Here is an 18,515-nt window from a genome sequence, read left to right as displayed (position 1 = left end):
AGTATAACCTATTAAATTGATAAAGATGAAAACAAAACATATATTACTACTTTTAATGGTATGGATAACATCTTTCACTACAGCACTTGCACAGCAGTTCAATGTTTCAGGTATTGTAATGGATGAAAAGGGTGAACCACTTATCGGTGTATCCATGGCTATTAAAGAAGCGCCTTCGAAAGGTGCCATCACAGACTTAGATGGACATTTCAAAATAACAGGAATTAGCGCAAAACAGACCCTGGTCGTTTCATATATTGGATATAGTCCACAGACATTCCAGATAAATAAGAATAACGAACGTATGCGTATAGTCCTGAAGGAAAACGCAACAACTATGGACGAAGTCGTTGTCACAGCATCCGGTAAAGTTCAGAAAAAGATTAACGTAACAGGTGCTATTACCGGCGTTGACCTCTCTTCACTTAAATCTCCTGCTGCTTCAGTAACAAATATGCTTGCAGGTCGTGTACCGGGTGTTATCTCAATGACACGTACAGGTGAACCAGGTAAGGATTTCTCTGAATTCTGGATACGTGGTATCAGTACTTTCGGTGCCGGACAGGGTGCTTTGGTTTTGATTGATGGTATCGAGGGTAACCTTAATACTCTTGATCCTGAAGATATTGAAAGTTTCTCTATTTTAAAGGATGCCTCTTCTACTGCTGTTTATGGTGTCCGTGGTGCTAACGGTGTTGTACTTGTTACAACTAAAAAAGGTAAAGCCGGTAAATTGAACCTTCAGTTCAAAGCTAATGCCGGTATCTCTTACTCTCCACGTATGCCTGAATACATATCTGCAGGTGATTATGCAACTCTTGCTAACGAAGCTTCTGTAACTCGTGGTGGTATTCCTATCTACTCAGATGTAGACGTTGCTCTTTACAAAAACCATCTTGATCCAAACTTACATCCAGATGTTGACTGGAGAAATGTTATATTGAAAGACTATACATGGAACCAACAGTACTTCCTAAGTGCATCGGGTGGTGGTGAGATCGCTCGTTACTATATCAGTGGTGGTTATACAACCAAAGATGCTATCTTCAAACAAGATAAAGGCCTTAATAAATATGACACTAACGTTAACTATAATAAGTTCAACTTCCGTGCCAATGTAGACGTAAACGTGACTCCTACTACTACTCTTTCTCTTAATGAAGAGACAGTATTGGTAACTCAGAACTATCCAGGTTTTGGAAACGACAGCCAACTTTTGTGGCAAGCTCAGTCAAGCCTTACTCCTGTTACTGTACCTCTTATGTATACAACAGGCCAGGCTCCTGGTTATGGAACAGACAAGTCAAATATCAGTCCATACGTACTGCTTAATATGACTGGATACAGAAAGTTATTTTCTAATAATAACAAGATAACAATGCAACTTAACCAGGATTTGAAAGTTATTACTCCTGGATTGTCTATCATGGGATTGGTTAATATTGATGCTAACAGCTCACATACACAGATACGTGAGAAGATGCCTGCTATCTACTATGCTAATGGTCGTAAACGTGACGGTTCTCTTGATCTTGAGAAAGTTTCTGAAGCTGTTGAGCCATATTATGGTAGCGACAAATATACCGACCGTACATTCTACTATGAGTTTCGTTTGAACTACGACCGTGTATTCAACAAAGTACATCGTGTTGGTGCATTGGTTAATGCTTACTGGAAAGATTATGAATCTTCAAGATATACTCAGTTGCTTACTGCTATTCCTAAGAGATATAACAGTTATGCAAGCCGTTTCTCATACTCTTATGATGATACTTATATGGCTGAGTTCAATGTTGGTTATACAGGTTCTGAGGCATTCGAGAAGGGAAAGAAATTCGGTTGGTTCCCAGCTGTATCTGTTGGATGGGCTCCTACTCAGTACAAATTCTTCCGCGATAAAAACAACTTTATCAACTACTTGAAGTTCAGAGCATCTTATGGTGTTGTAGGTAATGACCGCCTTACTTGGAATGACTCTGTACGTTTCCCATATCTGACTCTAATCAACAGCTGTGGTTCAGGTATCTGGAATAACGGTGCCGGTGTAACAGAGACACAAGTTGGTTCAAGTAATCTACGTTGGGAAAAGGCTATAAAGTATAACTTCGGTATCGACACACGTTTCTTCAAAGAGAGATTCGATATGACTATCGACTTCTTTAAAGATATCCGTTCAGGTATCTACCAGCAACGTCAGAGCGTACCTGAAGAGATGGGTCTTGTAACTCTTCCTTGGGCTAACGTTGGTAAAATGAAGAGCTGGGGTGCTGATGGTCACATCTCATATACTCAACCTCTTGGTGATAATGAGAAATATCTTACTGTACGTGCGAACTATACTCAGTCAATGAATGAGATTACAAACTACGAAGAGGATATCAAAAAGTTTGATTATCAATCAGCTGTAGGCTACCAGAGCGGTATCAACAGAGGTCTTATAGCTCTTGGACTGTTTAAGGATAAGGCAGATATTCAGAATAGTCCTCGTCAGGACTTCGGTAGCTACCTTCCTGGTGATATCAAATATAAGGATGTTAATGGTGACGGTATAATCAACTACGATGATGAGGTACCTTTGAAATATTCTGTTGTTCCACAAATCCAGTACGGTTTTGCAACAGAGTTCAACTGGAAGAGCTTCAACCTCAGCGTATTGTTCGAAGGAGTAAGCCGCGTTACATACTTCAGAGGTGATAACATGTTCAGACCATTCGCAGGACAGCACACAGGTAATATTATAACAGATGTAAATGACCCTGCAAACCGTTGGATTGCCAGAGAGATTTCAGGAGACCCTTCAACAGAAAATCCTAACGCAAAATATCCACGTCTATACTACGGAAACAGTGGTAATAACAATAAAAACTCTACATTCTGGCTTCAGGATGGTAGCTACATTCGTTTGAAGAATGTTCAACTATCTTATACTCTTAAAGGACAAACTCTTAAGAGACTTGGAATGCAGAAAGCTGTTTTCAGTTTGATAGGTGAAAACCTTGCTCTATGGTCTAATGATAAACTTCTTGATCCAAGCCAGGGTATCAGTAATGGTAATTCATATCCAATACAGAGAATCTATACTCTGCAACTTAATCTTTCATTCTAATGGGAAAATCAATTATGATTAAATCAGATAATAATAAAAAGAAATTAGGGCTTTTAGGCAAATTAGCCTTTTCAGCCGCTATATTTGGCTCTATATTCACATTTAGCTCATGCGAAAATTATCTTGATATAGAGAAATATGTGTACGATCAGACAACATTGGACTCAATATTTTTGTCACGTTCCAGAACAGAACAATATATTAACGGTGCATCAAATCTGTTGCCAAATGAATCTTTACTGACTGGTAGTGAGTGGGGACATGCATCAACATTGCCAAGTGGACTTGGTACTGACGAAGCTATCATTCCTTTTGAACTTCCAGGTAACGTAATACTTTATGATGAGGTAAAAGAGACAGACACTAGATATAACCCTTGGTCTCAGTGCTATAAAGGTATACGTAAAGCAAACATTGTCCTTACAAACCTTGCCAAAAATCTGGAACTTACTGAGATGGAAGCTCGTGATTTCAAAGGAAGAGCATATTTCCTAAGAGCTTATTTCTATTTCTATCTTGTAAGATTGTACGGACCGGTAGTTATTCTTCCTGAGACTCCTTATGATACTGACGCCGACGTAGCTTCTGCATCACTTGAACGCTCTACATACGACGAGTGTGTTGAGCAAATCTGTTCAGATTTCGAACTTGCTGCCGAGAATCTTCCATCTGACCGTATCGAATCATTGCAGTATTTACCAACTAAAGGTGCTGCTTTAGCTCTTAAGGCTCGCACACAGCTATATGCTGCAAGTCCGCTATTCAACGGTAACACTTATTACGCTGATTGGAAAGATAGTCAGGGTAGAAACTTTATCTCTCAGACTGAAGACAACAGCAAATGGGGAAAAGCTGCAGTCTCATTCAAAAAAGTCATTGATATGAACAAGTATGCTCTTCATACTGTACCTATCATCAATAATGACAAGGGAACAGGTACATCACCTCTCCCAGCTAATGTGTCAAGTGCAAACTTCCCTGATGGTGCAGGTAATATAGACCCTTATAAATCATATAAAACTCTGTTCGACGGTACTTACCAGCCATATATTGTAAAAGAGTATATCTATTACTGTGTAAACTCTATGCAGGGAAATGGTGACTACCGTCTTATCATGCCGGCTAAACTTGGTGGTAACTCTTCATTCAGTATCACTCTTGATATGATTGACGACTATCGTATGGCTGATGGTAGACCATTCAGCGAAGCTACAGATGAAGAGAAATCTTGGAAACCTGTAGGTCAGGATAAAACATTCTCACTTGATTATCCTCTATCAGGCGACAGAGCACACCGTGATGACGGTCGTGAGCCACGTTTCTATGCAACAATTGGTTTCAATGCATGTATATGGCCTACTACATCTCATAGAGATGGTGCTTCTGCAGGTACTAAGAACTATAAAGCTGACTACTACTATGGAGGTTCTGCATCAGATATGAACAATAACAACAACAGAAACAGAACCGGTTACACAAACAGGAAGTATGTTCACCAGGACGACTGTATCTTCTGGAATGGTGTGATGAAGGCAAAGACCTACCCTATCGTTCGCTATGCTGAGGTTCTATTAGGATATGTAGAGGCTTTGAATGAATTGGATTCTCCATACACTGAAGGTGATGTATCAGTCACTAGAAATGTTGATGAAATTGTTAAGTACTTCAACCAGATACGCTATCGTGCAGGACAACCAGGCATCACTGCTGCAGAAGCATCTGATAAAGAGACAATGAGAGCTCTTATCAAACATGAGAGAAAGATCGAGTTTGCATTCGAAGGACAAAGATACTGGGATTTGAGACGTTGGAAAGACGCTTACAATGAATACAACAAACCTATCAGAGGTCTTGATGTAAGTGCAAGAGAGGCACAACGTGAACAGTTCTATACTGAGAGAATATGGAACACTGAAAAGACAATGAAACGTATGTTCGCAAACAAGATGTATCTATGGCCTATCGACAGAGGTACTCTTAGAAAGAATGGTAAACTGGTACAGAACCCAGGATGGTAATTTAATTCTAAAGCTAATAATTTAAGATATGAAAAAAATAGCTATACTTTCGGCAACATTGATTACCGTATTAATGGCAAGTTGCGATAGCAAGATCCCTATGGAAGAGGCTTTGTGGCCTGAGTCTGTATACCTTGTTGGTGCAAAAGATAAGATTGTTGACAAACAGCTAAATATAGGTTACGAGAACGATACAATTTATGCATCTATTGCAATAAGCGGATCACAACCTACAAGTCAGGATGTCACTATCTCAATTCTTAATGTACCTTCAATGATTGAGCAGTACAATAAAAAGGAACGTGGTTCCGACGATATCATGTACAGAGCTCTTCATGAAGGCATATACAATTTTCCACAAGAAAATGCAATTGTTAAGAAGGGTGATACATATGGAACATATCCTATATTAATCAATCCATCAACACTGCATGTGGACTCACTTTATATGATTGCATTGAAAATTGATAAATCATCTGCTTTCGATCTAGTAAAAGAGGATACAGTAGTTCTATACAGATTGAACCTGATGAATAACTACTCAGGACAATACTATATGGACGGTATTATAAAGTCTGTGGATAATCCTAATGACTCTACAGTATATAAGTTACCTCGTACTCTTCAGGCTGTAAAAGATGGCAATACAGTGCGTATGTATCATCAGAAGAATGAGTGGTCTAAAGGCGCTACTGACTACAGACCAAAATATTGCTTCACTATGACAGTCAACTCGGATAACTCAGTAACACTAAAAACTTGGGATCAATTTGAACTCATAAGCGGAGGTGGTAAATATTATCCTGAGATGAAGGTATACGACATATGGTATACATTCAAAGAGAATGGTGAGACAAAGAAGGTTAGAGGATTTGTCTACAAAGAGAGAGAAAATGATGATCAAGTCCGTCTGATAAATGACTGGATGGATGAGAATAGAAAATACGATTATTAATATTTATCTTTCTATACCATGAAAAAAAGTATTCTGGTACTATTCCTGGCAACTATATTCATGAACAGCTTATCTGCTCAAGGAATAGTACCAGATACTATTATCAATAATTTCAATAGGGAACTATATAATTTTCCACAAGAGAAAATATATCTGCAAACAGACAGAAACATATATATGTCGGGTGAGACAATGTGGTTCAGAGCACATCTAGTCGATGCTTTATTGTTAAAACAGGCAAATGCAAGCAGATATGTATATGTTACACTCACAAGTCCATCGGGCAAACTTTTAGAAAGGGTCAAGGTAAGACCCGACTCACAAGGATATTTTTATGGAAGCATCAGAATAGAGGAAAATTCACCACAAGGATACTACTCATTAGAAGCATATACCTGGTTCATGCAGAATATTGGACAGGACTATTTCTTCAATAAAAAGATATTTATTTCCGACCCAAACTCAAAACTGGTCAGACACAATGTTAAGTTCTCTTCTGATGAAAAGAATATCATAGCCGAAATAAAATACCTCAAGAATGGAGACAACACAAACATAATACCCGAAAACTCTATAATATCTCCAGACTTTAAAAAGAACATCTCACTTACATTTATAGATGGTAAAGCTCAATACAGCTTTAGAAAGAAAGAGATTGATCCATCGCGAATGTTCCTTCTAAAGACACTTTATGATGGGAAACCAATAAACAGCTACGTAAGGATACCTCAACAGGAACGCCCTTTCCAGGTGGACTTCTTTCCTGAGGGAGGTAATGCCCCATACTCGACCGATATAAAGATTGCATTCAAAGCTGTAGGAACTAATGGCTTGTCGAAGGAGATAAAAGGTACCGTCGTGGATGAGAATAATCAAGAATGTGCCAACTTCAGTACACTGCATCTTGGAATGGGATTTTCAGAATGCATTATGAAAAGGGAAAGCGTTACCATGCTATATGCATCGACGACTCCGGCAAAAGCCTTGAGTTCGATCTGCCTATGGCTAAGCCTGAAGCAATAGCAATAAATACTGCATGGACAAACAAGAAGTTGCGTGTTAGCATAGCCAAATCCGAAGAGACAACATTACCACCATCAATGATGTTGGTCGCTCATATACGTGGAGTGGTGCTCTATGCACAACCATGGGATGCAAACAGTAACTTTTTAGATTTCGACGAGGATTTTTTCCCTGCCGGGATAACACACTTTTTACTCATTGATGGTAATAGGAACATACATAGCGAAAGACTGGTCTTCTCACTGCCTCAACAGAGTCTGGCAAAGGCATCTGTTATATTTGACAAGAACAGCTACAATAAACGTGATAAGATAGATATGGATATTGCCCTATCCGATTTCACAGGTTCTCCTTTAAAGGGCAACTTCTCAATATCTGTCACCGACATGAAAGATGTACAACAGGATACAACATCAAATATTGTCTCTTCTATGCTCCTCACATCAGAGCTGAAGGGATATATTGAATCACCTTTATCCTATCTGAATGATAATAAGAATTCTTCTTTTTTGCTCGACCTGCTTATGATGACTCAGGGATGGAGGAGATATAACATTCCGGAAATAATTAAAGGTAACAACACTAATAGCCTGAGATATGAGCCTGAACTTGGAGAGAAAATCAGCGGAAAGGTGAATGGATATTTCTCTGCTCTAAAAGGAGGAAAGATATCACTTTTGGCTGTCAAGGATTCACTTATAGGCACAGAGATGGCAGAAGTTGATGGAAAAGGTAAATTTTTCTTTGATAAACTGGATTATCCGAATGGTTCACACTTCATTGTGCAGGCACAGAACAAAAAAGGATCCTCAAAAGTATTCATAGAGTTGGATTCATTAAAATCGTACCCGCAGCCTCGACTATTCTCTCTGCCGCCTTTCGAAGAGCCAAAAATTAAAGAGAGCTATCTTACCAAGATGGATCAGAAATACACCATAGAGAATGGAATGAGAGTTTACAATCTGGCTGAGATTGTTGTTACAGCCAAAAAGAAAAGTACAGTATTCAGTGAATCACCTTTCTACTCTCCACTTACATCAAAAGTACTTACCGAGGACGATGTGAATGAGGGACACTTTGTCTCCATATTCGATCTGCTCAGACGTCTCCCTGGAGTCAGCACAATAGGTGATGAGGTGCAATACAGAGGAAAAACTCCAATGGTAATTTTGGATAATGTACCAGAGGAGAGCTTCGATTATCAGAGGATAAATGTAGAGGATGTTAAGGAGGTGTTCATCTCACCGGCAACATCTGTTGCAGCTTTTTACGGCTCTGCAGCTGCCAATGGGGCATTGATTATAAATACAAAGAAGGGATTTGTTCAGAGAAACAGACTAAACTCGAATATGCAGGTAGCAGCACCAATAGGATATCAGCAATATGTAGAGTTCTACTCTCCTACATACGAAACAGAAGCTAAAAAAGGCAATACAACCCCTGATTTACGTACTACAATATATTGGAATCCATCTGTTGTAACTGATGAAAATGGAAAAGCTCACATCAGTTTCTATGCAGCAGATGCCACTACCAATTATGGATTCACCATAGAGGGAGTGGCAAGTAATGGCAATCTTATCTACTCTGTTGGTAAGACCTCTGTAGGTGACTTACCATAATTCTTTTTGAATACGGTACTGAAATAGCTTATTGAACTGTATCCGCACATCTCGCTAACCTCAGTAATAGAGTATCTGTTAGATTTAAGCAGGTCCATGGCATGTTTCATACGGATATCCTTAATGAAGTCCGTAGGCGACTGTCCTGTGAGCGATTTCAGTTTCTTATAAAGAAGCGAAGGACTGACATTCATCTCCCTGGCAAAGCTATCTTTGTCAAAATCTATGTTATTGATATTCTCCTTTATAACATCCACAGCCATCTTAACGAAGTTATCGTTGAGTTGGTTTGGCAATATCCTCTCCTCTTCATCAGCATCCGACTTTACAAGTTCTATAGCTTTTGATCTTACAATATCCCTATTTCGGATTATGGTCTCAATTCTCTGCTTAAGAAGTAATACATCAAAAGGTTTCGTAACATAATCCTCAGCACCAAGTCCAAGTCCTTCAAGCTGATTACTTCGCTCGCAGAGAGAAGTCAAAAGTATTACCGGTATATGAGATGTCTCGAATGTAGACTTTATAAGCTTACATAGCTCGAAGCCATCCATCTCAGGCATCATTACATCCGACACAATAATATCGGGTGACTCACTCTTAATAAGCTCCCATGCAGTTAATCCATTTTCTGCATCCAATATCCTATATTCATCTTCTAAAGAGTATTTTAAGAATTGTCTCAAATCGTAGTTATCGTCAACAATTAATATTGATTTTGTCCTCTTCAATCCGGCATCTTGCTTAATTGGCTCAGCTGATTTTGTGAAGATTTTCTCGGAAAAGACATCTGAAAAATCAGTAGAGTTGGCAGCCTCCTTATCAGAAACCTCCTTATATGGTATAGTTATAGTAAACTTAGACCCTTCATTCTCCTTGCTACGAAGTGATACAGTACCTTCATGCATGATAACATAGTTCTTTACCAACAGAAGACCTATACCCGAACCAACCATATGTGAATTTATGCTGTTATCTCCTCGATAAAACTCCTTGAAGAGTCTCTTCTGAGCATTTTCGGATATACCCAATCCATTATCGGTAACCTCCATCTTCCACGAATAGTCTGTACACTCTATATTAATATCAATATTACTATCATCAAATGAATACTTTATTGCATTCGACAATAGGTTATCTATAACCTTCTCTATCTTCAATTTATCTACAGCAGTAAAGTATTCTTCCCTGTTAGATGAAAAGTTTATTGTTATATTCTTCTTCATCGCAGTAGAATAAAACATCGTCTTTCTTCTGAAAATTAGAGATACTATATCAACCATAACAGGGAAAAGTTGGCCTTTGCCAGCATCTACTTTCTGGAAATCCAGCAGTTGTGTGGCAACATTCGACAGACGTTCTGCCTGTTCAACTGCAAGTGTTAGATAGTAGTGTCCCTTACCCGATAATCCCTCCTCCTTATTCAACTCCTGAATAGGTGCATTAATAAGAGTTATTGACGTTCTGAGGTCATGAGCCGTATTGGTAAAAAATCTGATCTTGTCTTCGTTGTGAATCTGTTTAAGTCGGATGATATACAACCTGAAGAGGAATATTGCTATACCTGCAAATATGATAATCGAAATCAGCCGGAACCACCATGTCTGCCAGAAAAGAGGAATTACAGTTATGTTAAGTTCACGTTCACTGATAACCTGTGAGAGGGAATTATTATACATCTTAATCATTAGCTTATAGCTACCGTTAGGTATATTGGTATAAGTTATAATATGCTGGTTTGATGGATTTGAATATTTAGTATCAAGTCCATCCATTTTCCATGAAAATTTCACCTCACCCGAAGATACTCCTAGTGCCAATAGATCAAGAGATATTGTATTCTGATCTGACTTAAATGATAAATCAGTCTGCTCATTTACAGGAATGCCGTTAAGCAGTTTTTTATTCTCACGTATAGAGTTTCCTGCTATGGTTATATTCTCATAGAAGATTTTTCCTTTTATCAGTGATTTACCTAGCTTGTTAGGATTGAACATAATAGCACCGTTGTTTGTACCCCAAATAAGTTCACCATTTCTCAGTTTACATACAGCTGTGTTATTGAATGATGTACCTGCAAAAGCCATATTATTATAGAAACTCTTCACAGAATTATCATTAGGATTGTATTTACATAGACCATTCTCCGTGCCAAGCCATATATATCCATTATCATAAGTCAGACTATTGACAAAATTTGATGGAAGTCCTGCCTCCATTGTTATCCTATTGGTGTTTTTTGTCTTATAGTTATAGTGCAGCAAACCGTCTCCGGCGGTTGCCACCCATATATCATCACCTCTCACAATTATATCCTGTGCAAGACACTCTGTGAGATATGTTATATGACCACTGGCTTTATCAAGAAGAATAAGGCTGTAGGTACAACCCAACAGGATCTTTCCAGGTGCAAACTCCATAAACGAGCGCATAGGTTGTTGTGAGTAGACACGAAACTCCTTCTTACTCTTTGAATAGCTTATCAGATTAGTCACACCACCAATCCATATATCACCATCACTATCCTTGTACAAGTTCATCACAAATTTACATGATGCTAAATTCGGTGTCTGACTATTAGGATATTGTGCCAGTTCTCTACCCGACTCTCTATCAAGGACATAAAAGCCTGAGGAGTATGTTCCGGCCCAAATTCTATTCTCATCATCCTCACATAATGTCTGAAATACCTGTGCCTGGTTCTCTTTGTTTTTATAGTAGCTATCCCACCTGTCTGAGGCAACTCTCCATCTATATATACCATTGTTGGTAGCAAACCAAATATCACCTTTGCTATCCTCTATGATATTGTTTACATCATTATTACCTAAAGAGTTAGGATTATTAATCTGATGTGAAATTTGATTTATTAGAGTAGAGTTCCAGTCCAAATATGATAGTCCTCCTGAATAGGTCACCACCCAAACCCTTCTGTTATTGTCGCAAAAGATATCGTATACACCATTGCCACGTAAAGAATATGGGTTATCTACATCCTCTCTGAATATTTTAAGTATAGACTTGCTCTCTTTATCCATCTCCAACATTCCTTTTCCATCAATGCCAATAAGCAAAGTGGCATCAGGGCTCTCTGTTATTACAGTTACAGGTTGCTTCGGGAATTCTTCTACGGACTTTAGCTTTTTTGTAGCCATATCATAATAGAATAGACCATCCGTTGAAGTACCCAACCAAATTACTCTCTTTTTCTTATCAAAAAAGATGCTGCTCACATTTAACTTTCTGCCATATTTAAAAAGCTCCTTCAACTTAAATGTAGAGGTATTCATAAGATAAATATTTTCCTGCTGAGCAACAAATATATTTTCTGAATCGAATCTTCGTATGCACTTCACGGAGAGCTTATTCCTATTCATCCTTTTCAGCCTCTTTTTATCATAGTGACAAAAACCTGCCGAAGTATTCATCCAAAAAGATCCGTCTTTATCAATAATGATATAATCTATACTGATAAAATGATCATCAAGCTCTTTACGAAGATCCATAAAGAAATCGAAACGATCGTAGAGCTTGTTGTACCGGAATATCTGACCATTATTGGTAAATGCTATAAGCATGCCGTTCTCGCATGATAACCTTACGTTAATAATATTGGATGATTTGAATGGAAGATGATATATTTTATAATTTCTGTCACTGACTCTGATAACTCCTGTTTTTGAAGAGGCCCATATAAATCCATCCTTATCCTTACAAACAGAAGCCATCTCTCTGAGAGAGACACCATGCATCACATTAATATTGTAGAACTTCTTATCAGTACTTGAAGGATATAGGTTGAATGTAGAAAAAAATAGAAACAACAATAATAATTTAGTTTTCATATAATAGATTTTAATCAGGTGCACCAAATTTATGAATTATTTCTTTATTATGTATGTTTTCCATCTGTAATTGTCAATTTTACTTAAAATTCACAATTACGATTAATCACTCTGTAAAAAAAAGAGTCTAAAACTATCACATTACAAAAGCAATAGAAAAAATAACAACAACAATATTTTTTACTTAACTTGCATTTGTTTAACTAAAAAGACAAATCTAAATACATATGAAAAGAATATTATTATCAACAATGGCCTGCTTCATGCTGGCATCGGTGGCATCTGCACAGAAGAACATACCTCTGGTTTATGATTGCGAAAACAGCGCAGCATCATACAAGGTACCTCAGGAGCCATCTTTCGAAAAACTACCATCAATAGAAACTCTGCCAGATCCTTTTGCTTGGGCAAATGGCAATGGAAGATCTACCAAGTTCAAGGATTGGGAAAAGCATAGAGCAGAGATTATGCAGCGCATTCAGTACTATGAGATTGGAAAGAAACCTGTAGTGAAAAAGGAACAGATAAAGGCTGAACTTAAGAATGATACTCTTATAGTAGATATCACAGAGAACGGAGAGACACTGCGATTGAAATCATTTATCAAATATCCTAAAGGAGAAGGACCTTTTCCCGCTATCATAGGTATAGGAATGGGGACAGGTAGCCTTCCGCCAGCTATATTCGAGTCTAGAGGTATAGCACAGATTACATTCAACTTCACCCAAGTTATGACCCATACACAGAAACGTGGGAATGAGCCTATCAACAAACTATATCCTGATCAGATAGATATGGGAGCATATTGTGCTTGGCCATGGGGAGTAAGCAGAATAATTGATGCACTTGAAATTATTGGCAAGAAGAGCAAAATAGATATGAAACATTTAGCTATATCAGGATGCTCTTTCGCCGGTAAAATGGCTCTCTTTGCAGGAGCATTTGATGAGCGCATTGCACTTGTCATTGCTCAGGAACCCGGAGGTGGCGGGGTTGACGCATGGCGCGTCTCTGAAACTTTGGGCAATGTTGAGACATTGGGAAGAACAAACTATCAATGGTTCCTTGAGAGCATGCGACGCTTCTCTGAGAAGAATGTGAGCAAGTTGCCTATCGACCACCATCAGCTTGCTGCATTGGTTGCTCCACGTGCTCTGCTTGTCCTTGGCAACACTGACTATGAGTGGCTAGCAGATGAATCAAACTATGTATCATGTCATGCTGCACGCAAGGTGTGGGAGGCTTTCGGCATAGCTGACAGAATGGGGTTCTCAATAGAAGGAGGACATATGCATTGTCAACTGCCAAAAACCCAATATCCCGAGGTGGAAGCTTTTGTAGATAAGTTCCTGCTAGGAAAGAAGGATGTTGATACCAATGTCATGAAAGCTGAGAAGTTCAAGGATGTTGACTATAACAAATGGATGCCTTGGGCTAAATAATATAATAAGCCGGCCACTCTAAAATGAGTAGCCGGCTTTCTTTATCCAATACTATTTATTATAATTAGTAACGAAAAAAAACGCATTTATTTAAATTTCCATTCGTCAAAAGCGAGCTCCTTACCATCTAGAATGAAAAAAAGATCATGCCTCCCTTTTACAAATTTGGTCGGAATAGTAACCTGCTTCTCTACAGATGAGTCAACCATTACCTCTGCCAAAGTATCACCTTGCGGACTATCTGCTTTAACTTTCAAAACACCTTTTCCCGAGACCAGAGCAATAAATTTATTGACCTTCTTATCGAACTCTACTCCACGTACCTTAATCATTCCACTCTCCTTAGTAGCCTTTGCTATCATATTACCTGCTCTACCTTGAGGTGAGAACACTATATCCTGAGTAGCTGCCACTGTTTCCGCTTGCTGAAGCATGTATGGGTTGACACTCTTTATCTGGTTCACCCCTTGCATGGTAGGTTTGGTTTCATAGATATAAGGAGTATTCTCGTCAACATTTATCTCATCTACACAAACATTGCGGAAACCTCCGTCTGTATTGAAACTGCTCTGTAATGTCATAGAGTGATAGAATAGATACCACTTTCCTTTGTACTTATGCAGATGAGTATGGTTATTACTGTAATTCATTCCATGATCACCAGGATTTCTGAAATAGTCATGTTTCAACTCCCAACTATCTGTAATTAGAGGAGTCTTACTAGTCATATATGCCATGGTACATCTAGTATTCTCTTTTAGTGAACAATCCTTGTGAGGAGTCCAGTCTGTATTATAAGTGTAGACATATGTACCATTGATAAAGTTGAGTTCATTTGCCTCAAAGTGATAAGGTGCCTTAATGACGGATATAGGTCGGTCAATGCTTATCATATCCTTACCCAGCTTTGCTACACGTACATCTTTAGCTCCTATAGTGAGCCATCCTGTTCCCTTATCATCTATCACCACTCCCGGATCAAAAGGATGAGAGCAGTTACCCAATTTAGGTGTTGATGTATCAACAAGACTCTTCTTTAGTGGGGATTTCCATGGACCAACAGGTGATGTTGAGGTCAATACTCCTGTACCTGAGCCACTGTTGGAGAAATAGAGATAGAAATGTGTCTTTCCATCTTTCTCCTTTCTGGAAGTTATTGATGGTGCCCAAGAGGCTATAATCCATGGAGCGAGAGATTTTACATCAATCAAGCATGATAGGTCCAATTAACCATATCATCTGTCGACATCATCACAAGCGAGTTTATCTTCTCATAGCTGTTCCTTCCATCTTTTCCAACTCCCTGATACTGCTGATGATCATTTGTGGCATATACATATAGGCGACCATTATACTCAACTGCTGTAGGATCGGCAGTGAAATGAAAATCAAGCAAAGGGTTGTTGTTTCCCGAGAACATCTTAGGAGATAACTCAGGTACTAGCTCCATATACTTAAACCATTCGAAGTCTGCATATGATTTAGATATCCTCTTTTCAGATGCCGATACATTACCATTCAATTTTAAGTCGTTTTTATCCGATTCCGCAAAGAGAGCAATATATATTCCTGTAAAACCTCCGAGAGTCTCGCTACTCAGAAAGCGTGTATCCATCTCACCAGCTTTAATATAGTTTGTCCCATCTTTACTATACAGAAAGTTGTATTTCGCATCACTGCCTATAACCTTAAGATAGAGTACAGAGTCATTAAGCTGACATATATTTTTCACATGTGACAGCAATCCAAGGCGATACCTTAGCATGAGACTATTTCCCTGTCGGTAGAGATCATAATGCCCACTGTTATTCATATATATCGTCATACCCGACCTCATGGTCTCGTCAGGATTGGTTACTACCATACATGTGGTAGCCTGGAAATTAATATCCTGCTGACGATAGCCTACAAAAGATGGAGAACCTAACTCATCAATAGATGTAGAAGATGGATAGATACGTAGAGAACCTTTACGTTCTGTAAGCGAATATTTGCTGAAATCAGGATTTCTCAGGTAGTTCCACTCAACACCAAGCTTGTCGTCATTGAAGTCCCAGTCTTTACTTGTACCCATCTTTATCTGAGGTAGAGTTTTTACATTGCTCATATCAATATTCACAGTGCCATTACCGTTTACTACCGGCCACCCCTCTGAGTTCCATTCAACAGGGGCAAGAAACGTTTCACGGCCTAGCAAATGATGTGCACCAGATTGTACTCTGAAACCGAGCATCACCATCCACCACGAACCATCATGAGCTTGCACCAAGTCGGCATGTCCTGTTCCTTGTATAGGATTGCCTTGAGCAATCTGTCGGAAATGAGTAACTATAGGATTACCAGGATTTGACTCATACGGACCATAAATATTTTTACTCCGTGCTATGGTTACCTTATGTCCGAACTCAGTACCACCCTCGGCAATCAATAGATAGTAATATCCCTCTTTCTTAAATATATGAGGAGCCTCAGGATATCTGCCACCTGTTCCTGACCATATCTTCTTAGAAGGAGATAGTCTCTTGCCACTCTTCTTGTCTATCTCACAGAGCCATATTGCATCATCAGGATTACTTGTCATATAACACTTTCCATCCTCAAAATATAATGAAGGATCTATTCCTCCCTGCTCAAGCCAGACAGGTTCAGACCACTCCCCTTTTGGATCTGTGGTATAGACGAAAAAGTTGCCTTTATTGCTTACATTAGTGGTTATCATATAAAATACACCGTCATTGTATCTTATAGTCGGAGCATATATTCCACCGGATACACCACTTTTTGACAGTTCAAGTTGTGAACGTCGTGACAACACATTGCCAATTTGCTCCCAGTTTACCATATCACGGCTATGATAAATAGGAACCCCGGGAAAATATTCAAAGGAGCTCGTCACAAGATAATAGTCACTGTCAACCCTACATACGCTTGGGTCGGGATGAAAGCCTTTTATGATAGGGTTTTTATACCCTTGCGCATTTAATGATAGAGCAGCAAGAAGCATTATTGCTGCTACAATGTTTTTCACTCTTTTTATTATATTCATAATCATGTTTTTCTTGATACAAATATATCATATTGGCAGAAAATGATAAGTCACTATATGTTTCTGATAAGGGGGCGTTTTGTCCTATTTGCCCATAAGTATGGGAAACGAATGTTTTCACACCTATCTCCTATGATGATGTCGGTTATATTATTTCATTATAAAAATAGTATCTTTGCCACATAAAACGAAGCATTAATAATATGATTAAAAATACCGTTTCACCACAGAATGACCCTATGGGTGCCGCAATAGCTGATTACTTCAACACATCACGCGCATACAAACTTAGAGTCATGTCAGATGATTTTGATGAAGATGAGATACCTGTAGCACAGCTTTTCAGAACATTTAAAGAGATGTCGCCTATTGAACAAAAGGCGCTTCAGATTGCTCAGGGGAGGATTCTCGATGTGGGTGCCGGAAGCGGATGCCACTCTCTTGCTCTTCAGGAGATGGGAAAGGATGTGACTGCAATAGAGATTTCCACAATTTCATGCGAAATTATGGAAAAGAGAGGTGTTGACACTGTTATTAATGCCAATCTATTCAATAAAGCTTTCGTAGGGAACTACGACACAATACTAATGCTTATGAATGGTTCGGGTATTATAGGAAAGCTTGAGAATATGGAGCTGTTCTTCAATAGGATGAAAGAGCTTTTATCTCCGGAAGGAAAGATTATAATGGACTCAAGCGATCTGAAATATCTCTTTGAAGATGAGGATGGCAGTTATCTGATTGATATAGCAGGCGACTACTATGGTGAGATAAGATATAGCATGAAATATAAGGATATCGAGGGAGAAGAGTTTGACTGGCTTTATATAGATTACCCTACTCTGAGCCTCTACGCGTCTCAATATGGATTCAAGACAGAACTCATACAAGAGGGCGAACATTACGATTATCTGGCATCATTATCAGTAAAATAATAAATCAGTTTTACAGTTATATGGTAGGTGTTTCCTCCAAAATCTTTTATTTTTCTTTATCCCAAGCTTTAGGATATTAATCCTAAGGCTTAGGATTAATATCCTAAAGCATAAAACAAATATCCTCAAGTTTAAAATATAGATTCTAAACTTAAGGATATCAAACTATTAAATAATCTTATTCTTTATACTCCTTGAACAGAGGAACAAGGAAATCGGGAATTTCTATCCCATCGCCTTTAATCTTAGCAATAATATCATTACCACTCTCTGTCAGGTGAAAATACATAGTACGTTTGTCTTGTTTACCCAAGCTTCGTTTAATAAGTTTTTTCTCCTCTATTGAACGAATAACTTTTGATGTATGCGAAGGGGCAAGTCCTATCATCTCAGAGATACCGCTTGCGCTCAATGTTCCGTCATAAAGGCTGCACAAGGCCATAGCCTCATTTAGACACACCCCATGCTTTTCTACAAGCTGATTCTCAAGTTTAGAGAGTGCTTTTAAAAGGTCTCTCATAAC

General features: G+C 38.6%; 11 protein-coding genes. 7 read left to right on the top strand and 4 right to left on the bottom strand.

The genetic code is table 11. The features are described from left to right. Positions 1-25 precede the first annotated feature (25 nt). The 5 genes from JCM15092_RS06920 to JCM15092_RS16830 are packed head-to-tail and all read left to right on the top strand — an operon-like array spanning position 26 to position 8,724. Positions 26-3,106: a SusC/RagA family TonB-linked outer membrane protein gene (locus JCM15092_RS06920; RefSeq protein ID WP_024994024.1), complete on the top strand. Its 3,081-nt coding sequence runs from the start codon at positions 26-28 to the stop codon at positions 3,104-3,106. Next, positions 3,106-5,124: a RagB/SusD family nutrient uptake outer membrane protein gene (locus JCM15092_RS06915; protein WP_235782296.1), complete on the top strand. Its 2,019-nt coding sequence runs from the start codon at positions 3,106-3,108 to the stop codon at positions 5,122-5,124. Before JCM15092_RS06920 ends, JCM15092_RS06915 begins: the two co-directional genes overlap by 1 nt. 28 nt (positions 5,125-5,152) lie before the next feature. Further along, the gene (locus JCM15092_RS15280; protein ID WP_034541688.1) at positions 5,153-6,079 is read left to right on the top strand and encodes a BT_3044 domain-containing protein; all 927 of its coding nucleotides are present in this window, start codon (positions 5,153-5,155) and stop codon (positions 6,077-6,079) included. An 18-nt stretch (positions 6,080-6,097) separates the two neighbouring features. Then, the gene (locus JCM15092_RS17520; protein ID WP_051532498.1) at positions 6,098-7,102 is read left to right on the top strand and encodes an MG2 domain-containing protein; all 1,005 of its coding nucleotides are present in this window, start codon (positions 6,098-6,100) and stop codon (positions 7,100-7,102) included. Then, a complete protein-coding gene (locus tag JCM15092_RS16830; protein WP_235782295.1) occupies positions 7,003-8,724 on the top strand; it encodes a TonB-dependent receptor plug domain-containing protein in 1,722 nt (573 codons plus the stop codon). Before JCM15092_RS17520 ends, JCM15092_RS16830 begins: the two co-directional genes overlap by 100 nt. On the opposite strand, the gene JCM15092_RS06900 is transcribed toward JCM15092_RS16830, so the two are convergent. Next, positions 8,685-12,569: a hybrid sensor histidine kinase/response regulator transcription factor gene (locus tag JCM15092_RS06900; protein WP_024994022.1), complete on the bottom strand. Its 3,885-nt coding sequence runs from the start codon at positions 12,567-12,569 to the stop codon at positions 8,685-8,687. The two genes, JCM15092_RS16830 and JCM15092_RS06900, sit on opposite strands and share 40 nt — an antisense overlap. Before the next feature lie 227 nt (positions 12,570-12,796). Between JCM15092_RS06900 and JCM15092_RS06895 the strand changes: the two genes are divergently transcribed. Next, positions 12,797-14,011 carry an alpha/beta hydrolase family protein gene (locus JCM15092_RS06895; RefSeq protein ID WP_024994021.1) on the top strand — a complete coding sequence of 405 codons (1,215 nt, stop codon included), beginning with the start codon at positions 12,797-12,799 and terminating at the stop codon, positions 14,009-14,011. 86 nt (positions 14,012-14,097) lie between these two features. Here JCM15092_RS06895 and JCM15092_RS15270 read toward each other — a convergent pair whose 3' ends face one another. Together JCM15092_RS15270 and JCM15092_RS15265 are read right to left on the bottom strand one after the other, a co-directional pair. Then, on the bottom strand, positions 14,098-15,222 hold the full coding sequence (locus tag JCM15092_RS15270) for a glycoside hydrolase family 43 protein (protein ID WP_051532496.1): 1,125 nt from the start codon (positions 15,220-15,222) through the stop codon (positions 14,098-14,100). Continuing rightward, the gene (locus JCM15092_RS15265) at positions 15,219-17,057 is read right to left on the bottom strand and encodes a glycoside hydrolase family 43 protein (RefSeq protein ID WP_185091806.1); all 1,839 of its coding nucleotides are present in this window, start codon (positions 17,055-17,057) and stop codon (positions 15,219-15,221) included. The genes JCM15092_RS15270 and JCM15092_RS15265 overlap by 4 nt, the downstream gene beginning before the upstream one ends. A 203-nt stretch (positions 17,058-17,260) precedes the next feature. Here JCM15092_RS15265 and JCM15092_RS06880 point away from each other — a divergent pair, with 203 nt between their 5' ends. Beyond that, positions 17,261-17,992 (top strand): class I SAM-dependent methyltransferase, encoded by a 732-nt coding sequence (locus tag JCM15092_RS06880; RefSeq protein ID WP_024994020.1) that lies wholly within the window; start codon positions 17,261-17,263, stop codon positions 17,990-17,992. A 178-nt stretch (positions 17,993-18,170) separates the two neighbouring features. Here the strand turns inward: JCM15092_RS06880 and JCM15092_RS06875 are convergent, their stop codons facing one another. Next, positions 18,171-18,512 (bottom strand): MarR family winged helix-turn-helix transcriptional regulator, encoded by a 342-nt coding sequence (locus tag JCM15092_RS06875; protein WP_034541686.1) that lies wholly within the window; start codon positions 18,510-18,512, stop codon positions 18,171-18,173. Between the last annotated feature and the right edge of the window lie 3 nt (positions 18,513-18,515).

This window comes from Phocaeicola paurosaccharolyticus JCM 15092 (assembly GCF_000613805.1).
GTDB lineage: Bacteria > Bacteroidota > Bacteroidia > Bacteroidales > Bacteroidaceae > Phocaeicola > Phocaeicola paurosaccharolyticus.
This window is presented reverse-complemented; position numbering and strand designations above follow the sequence as displayed.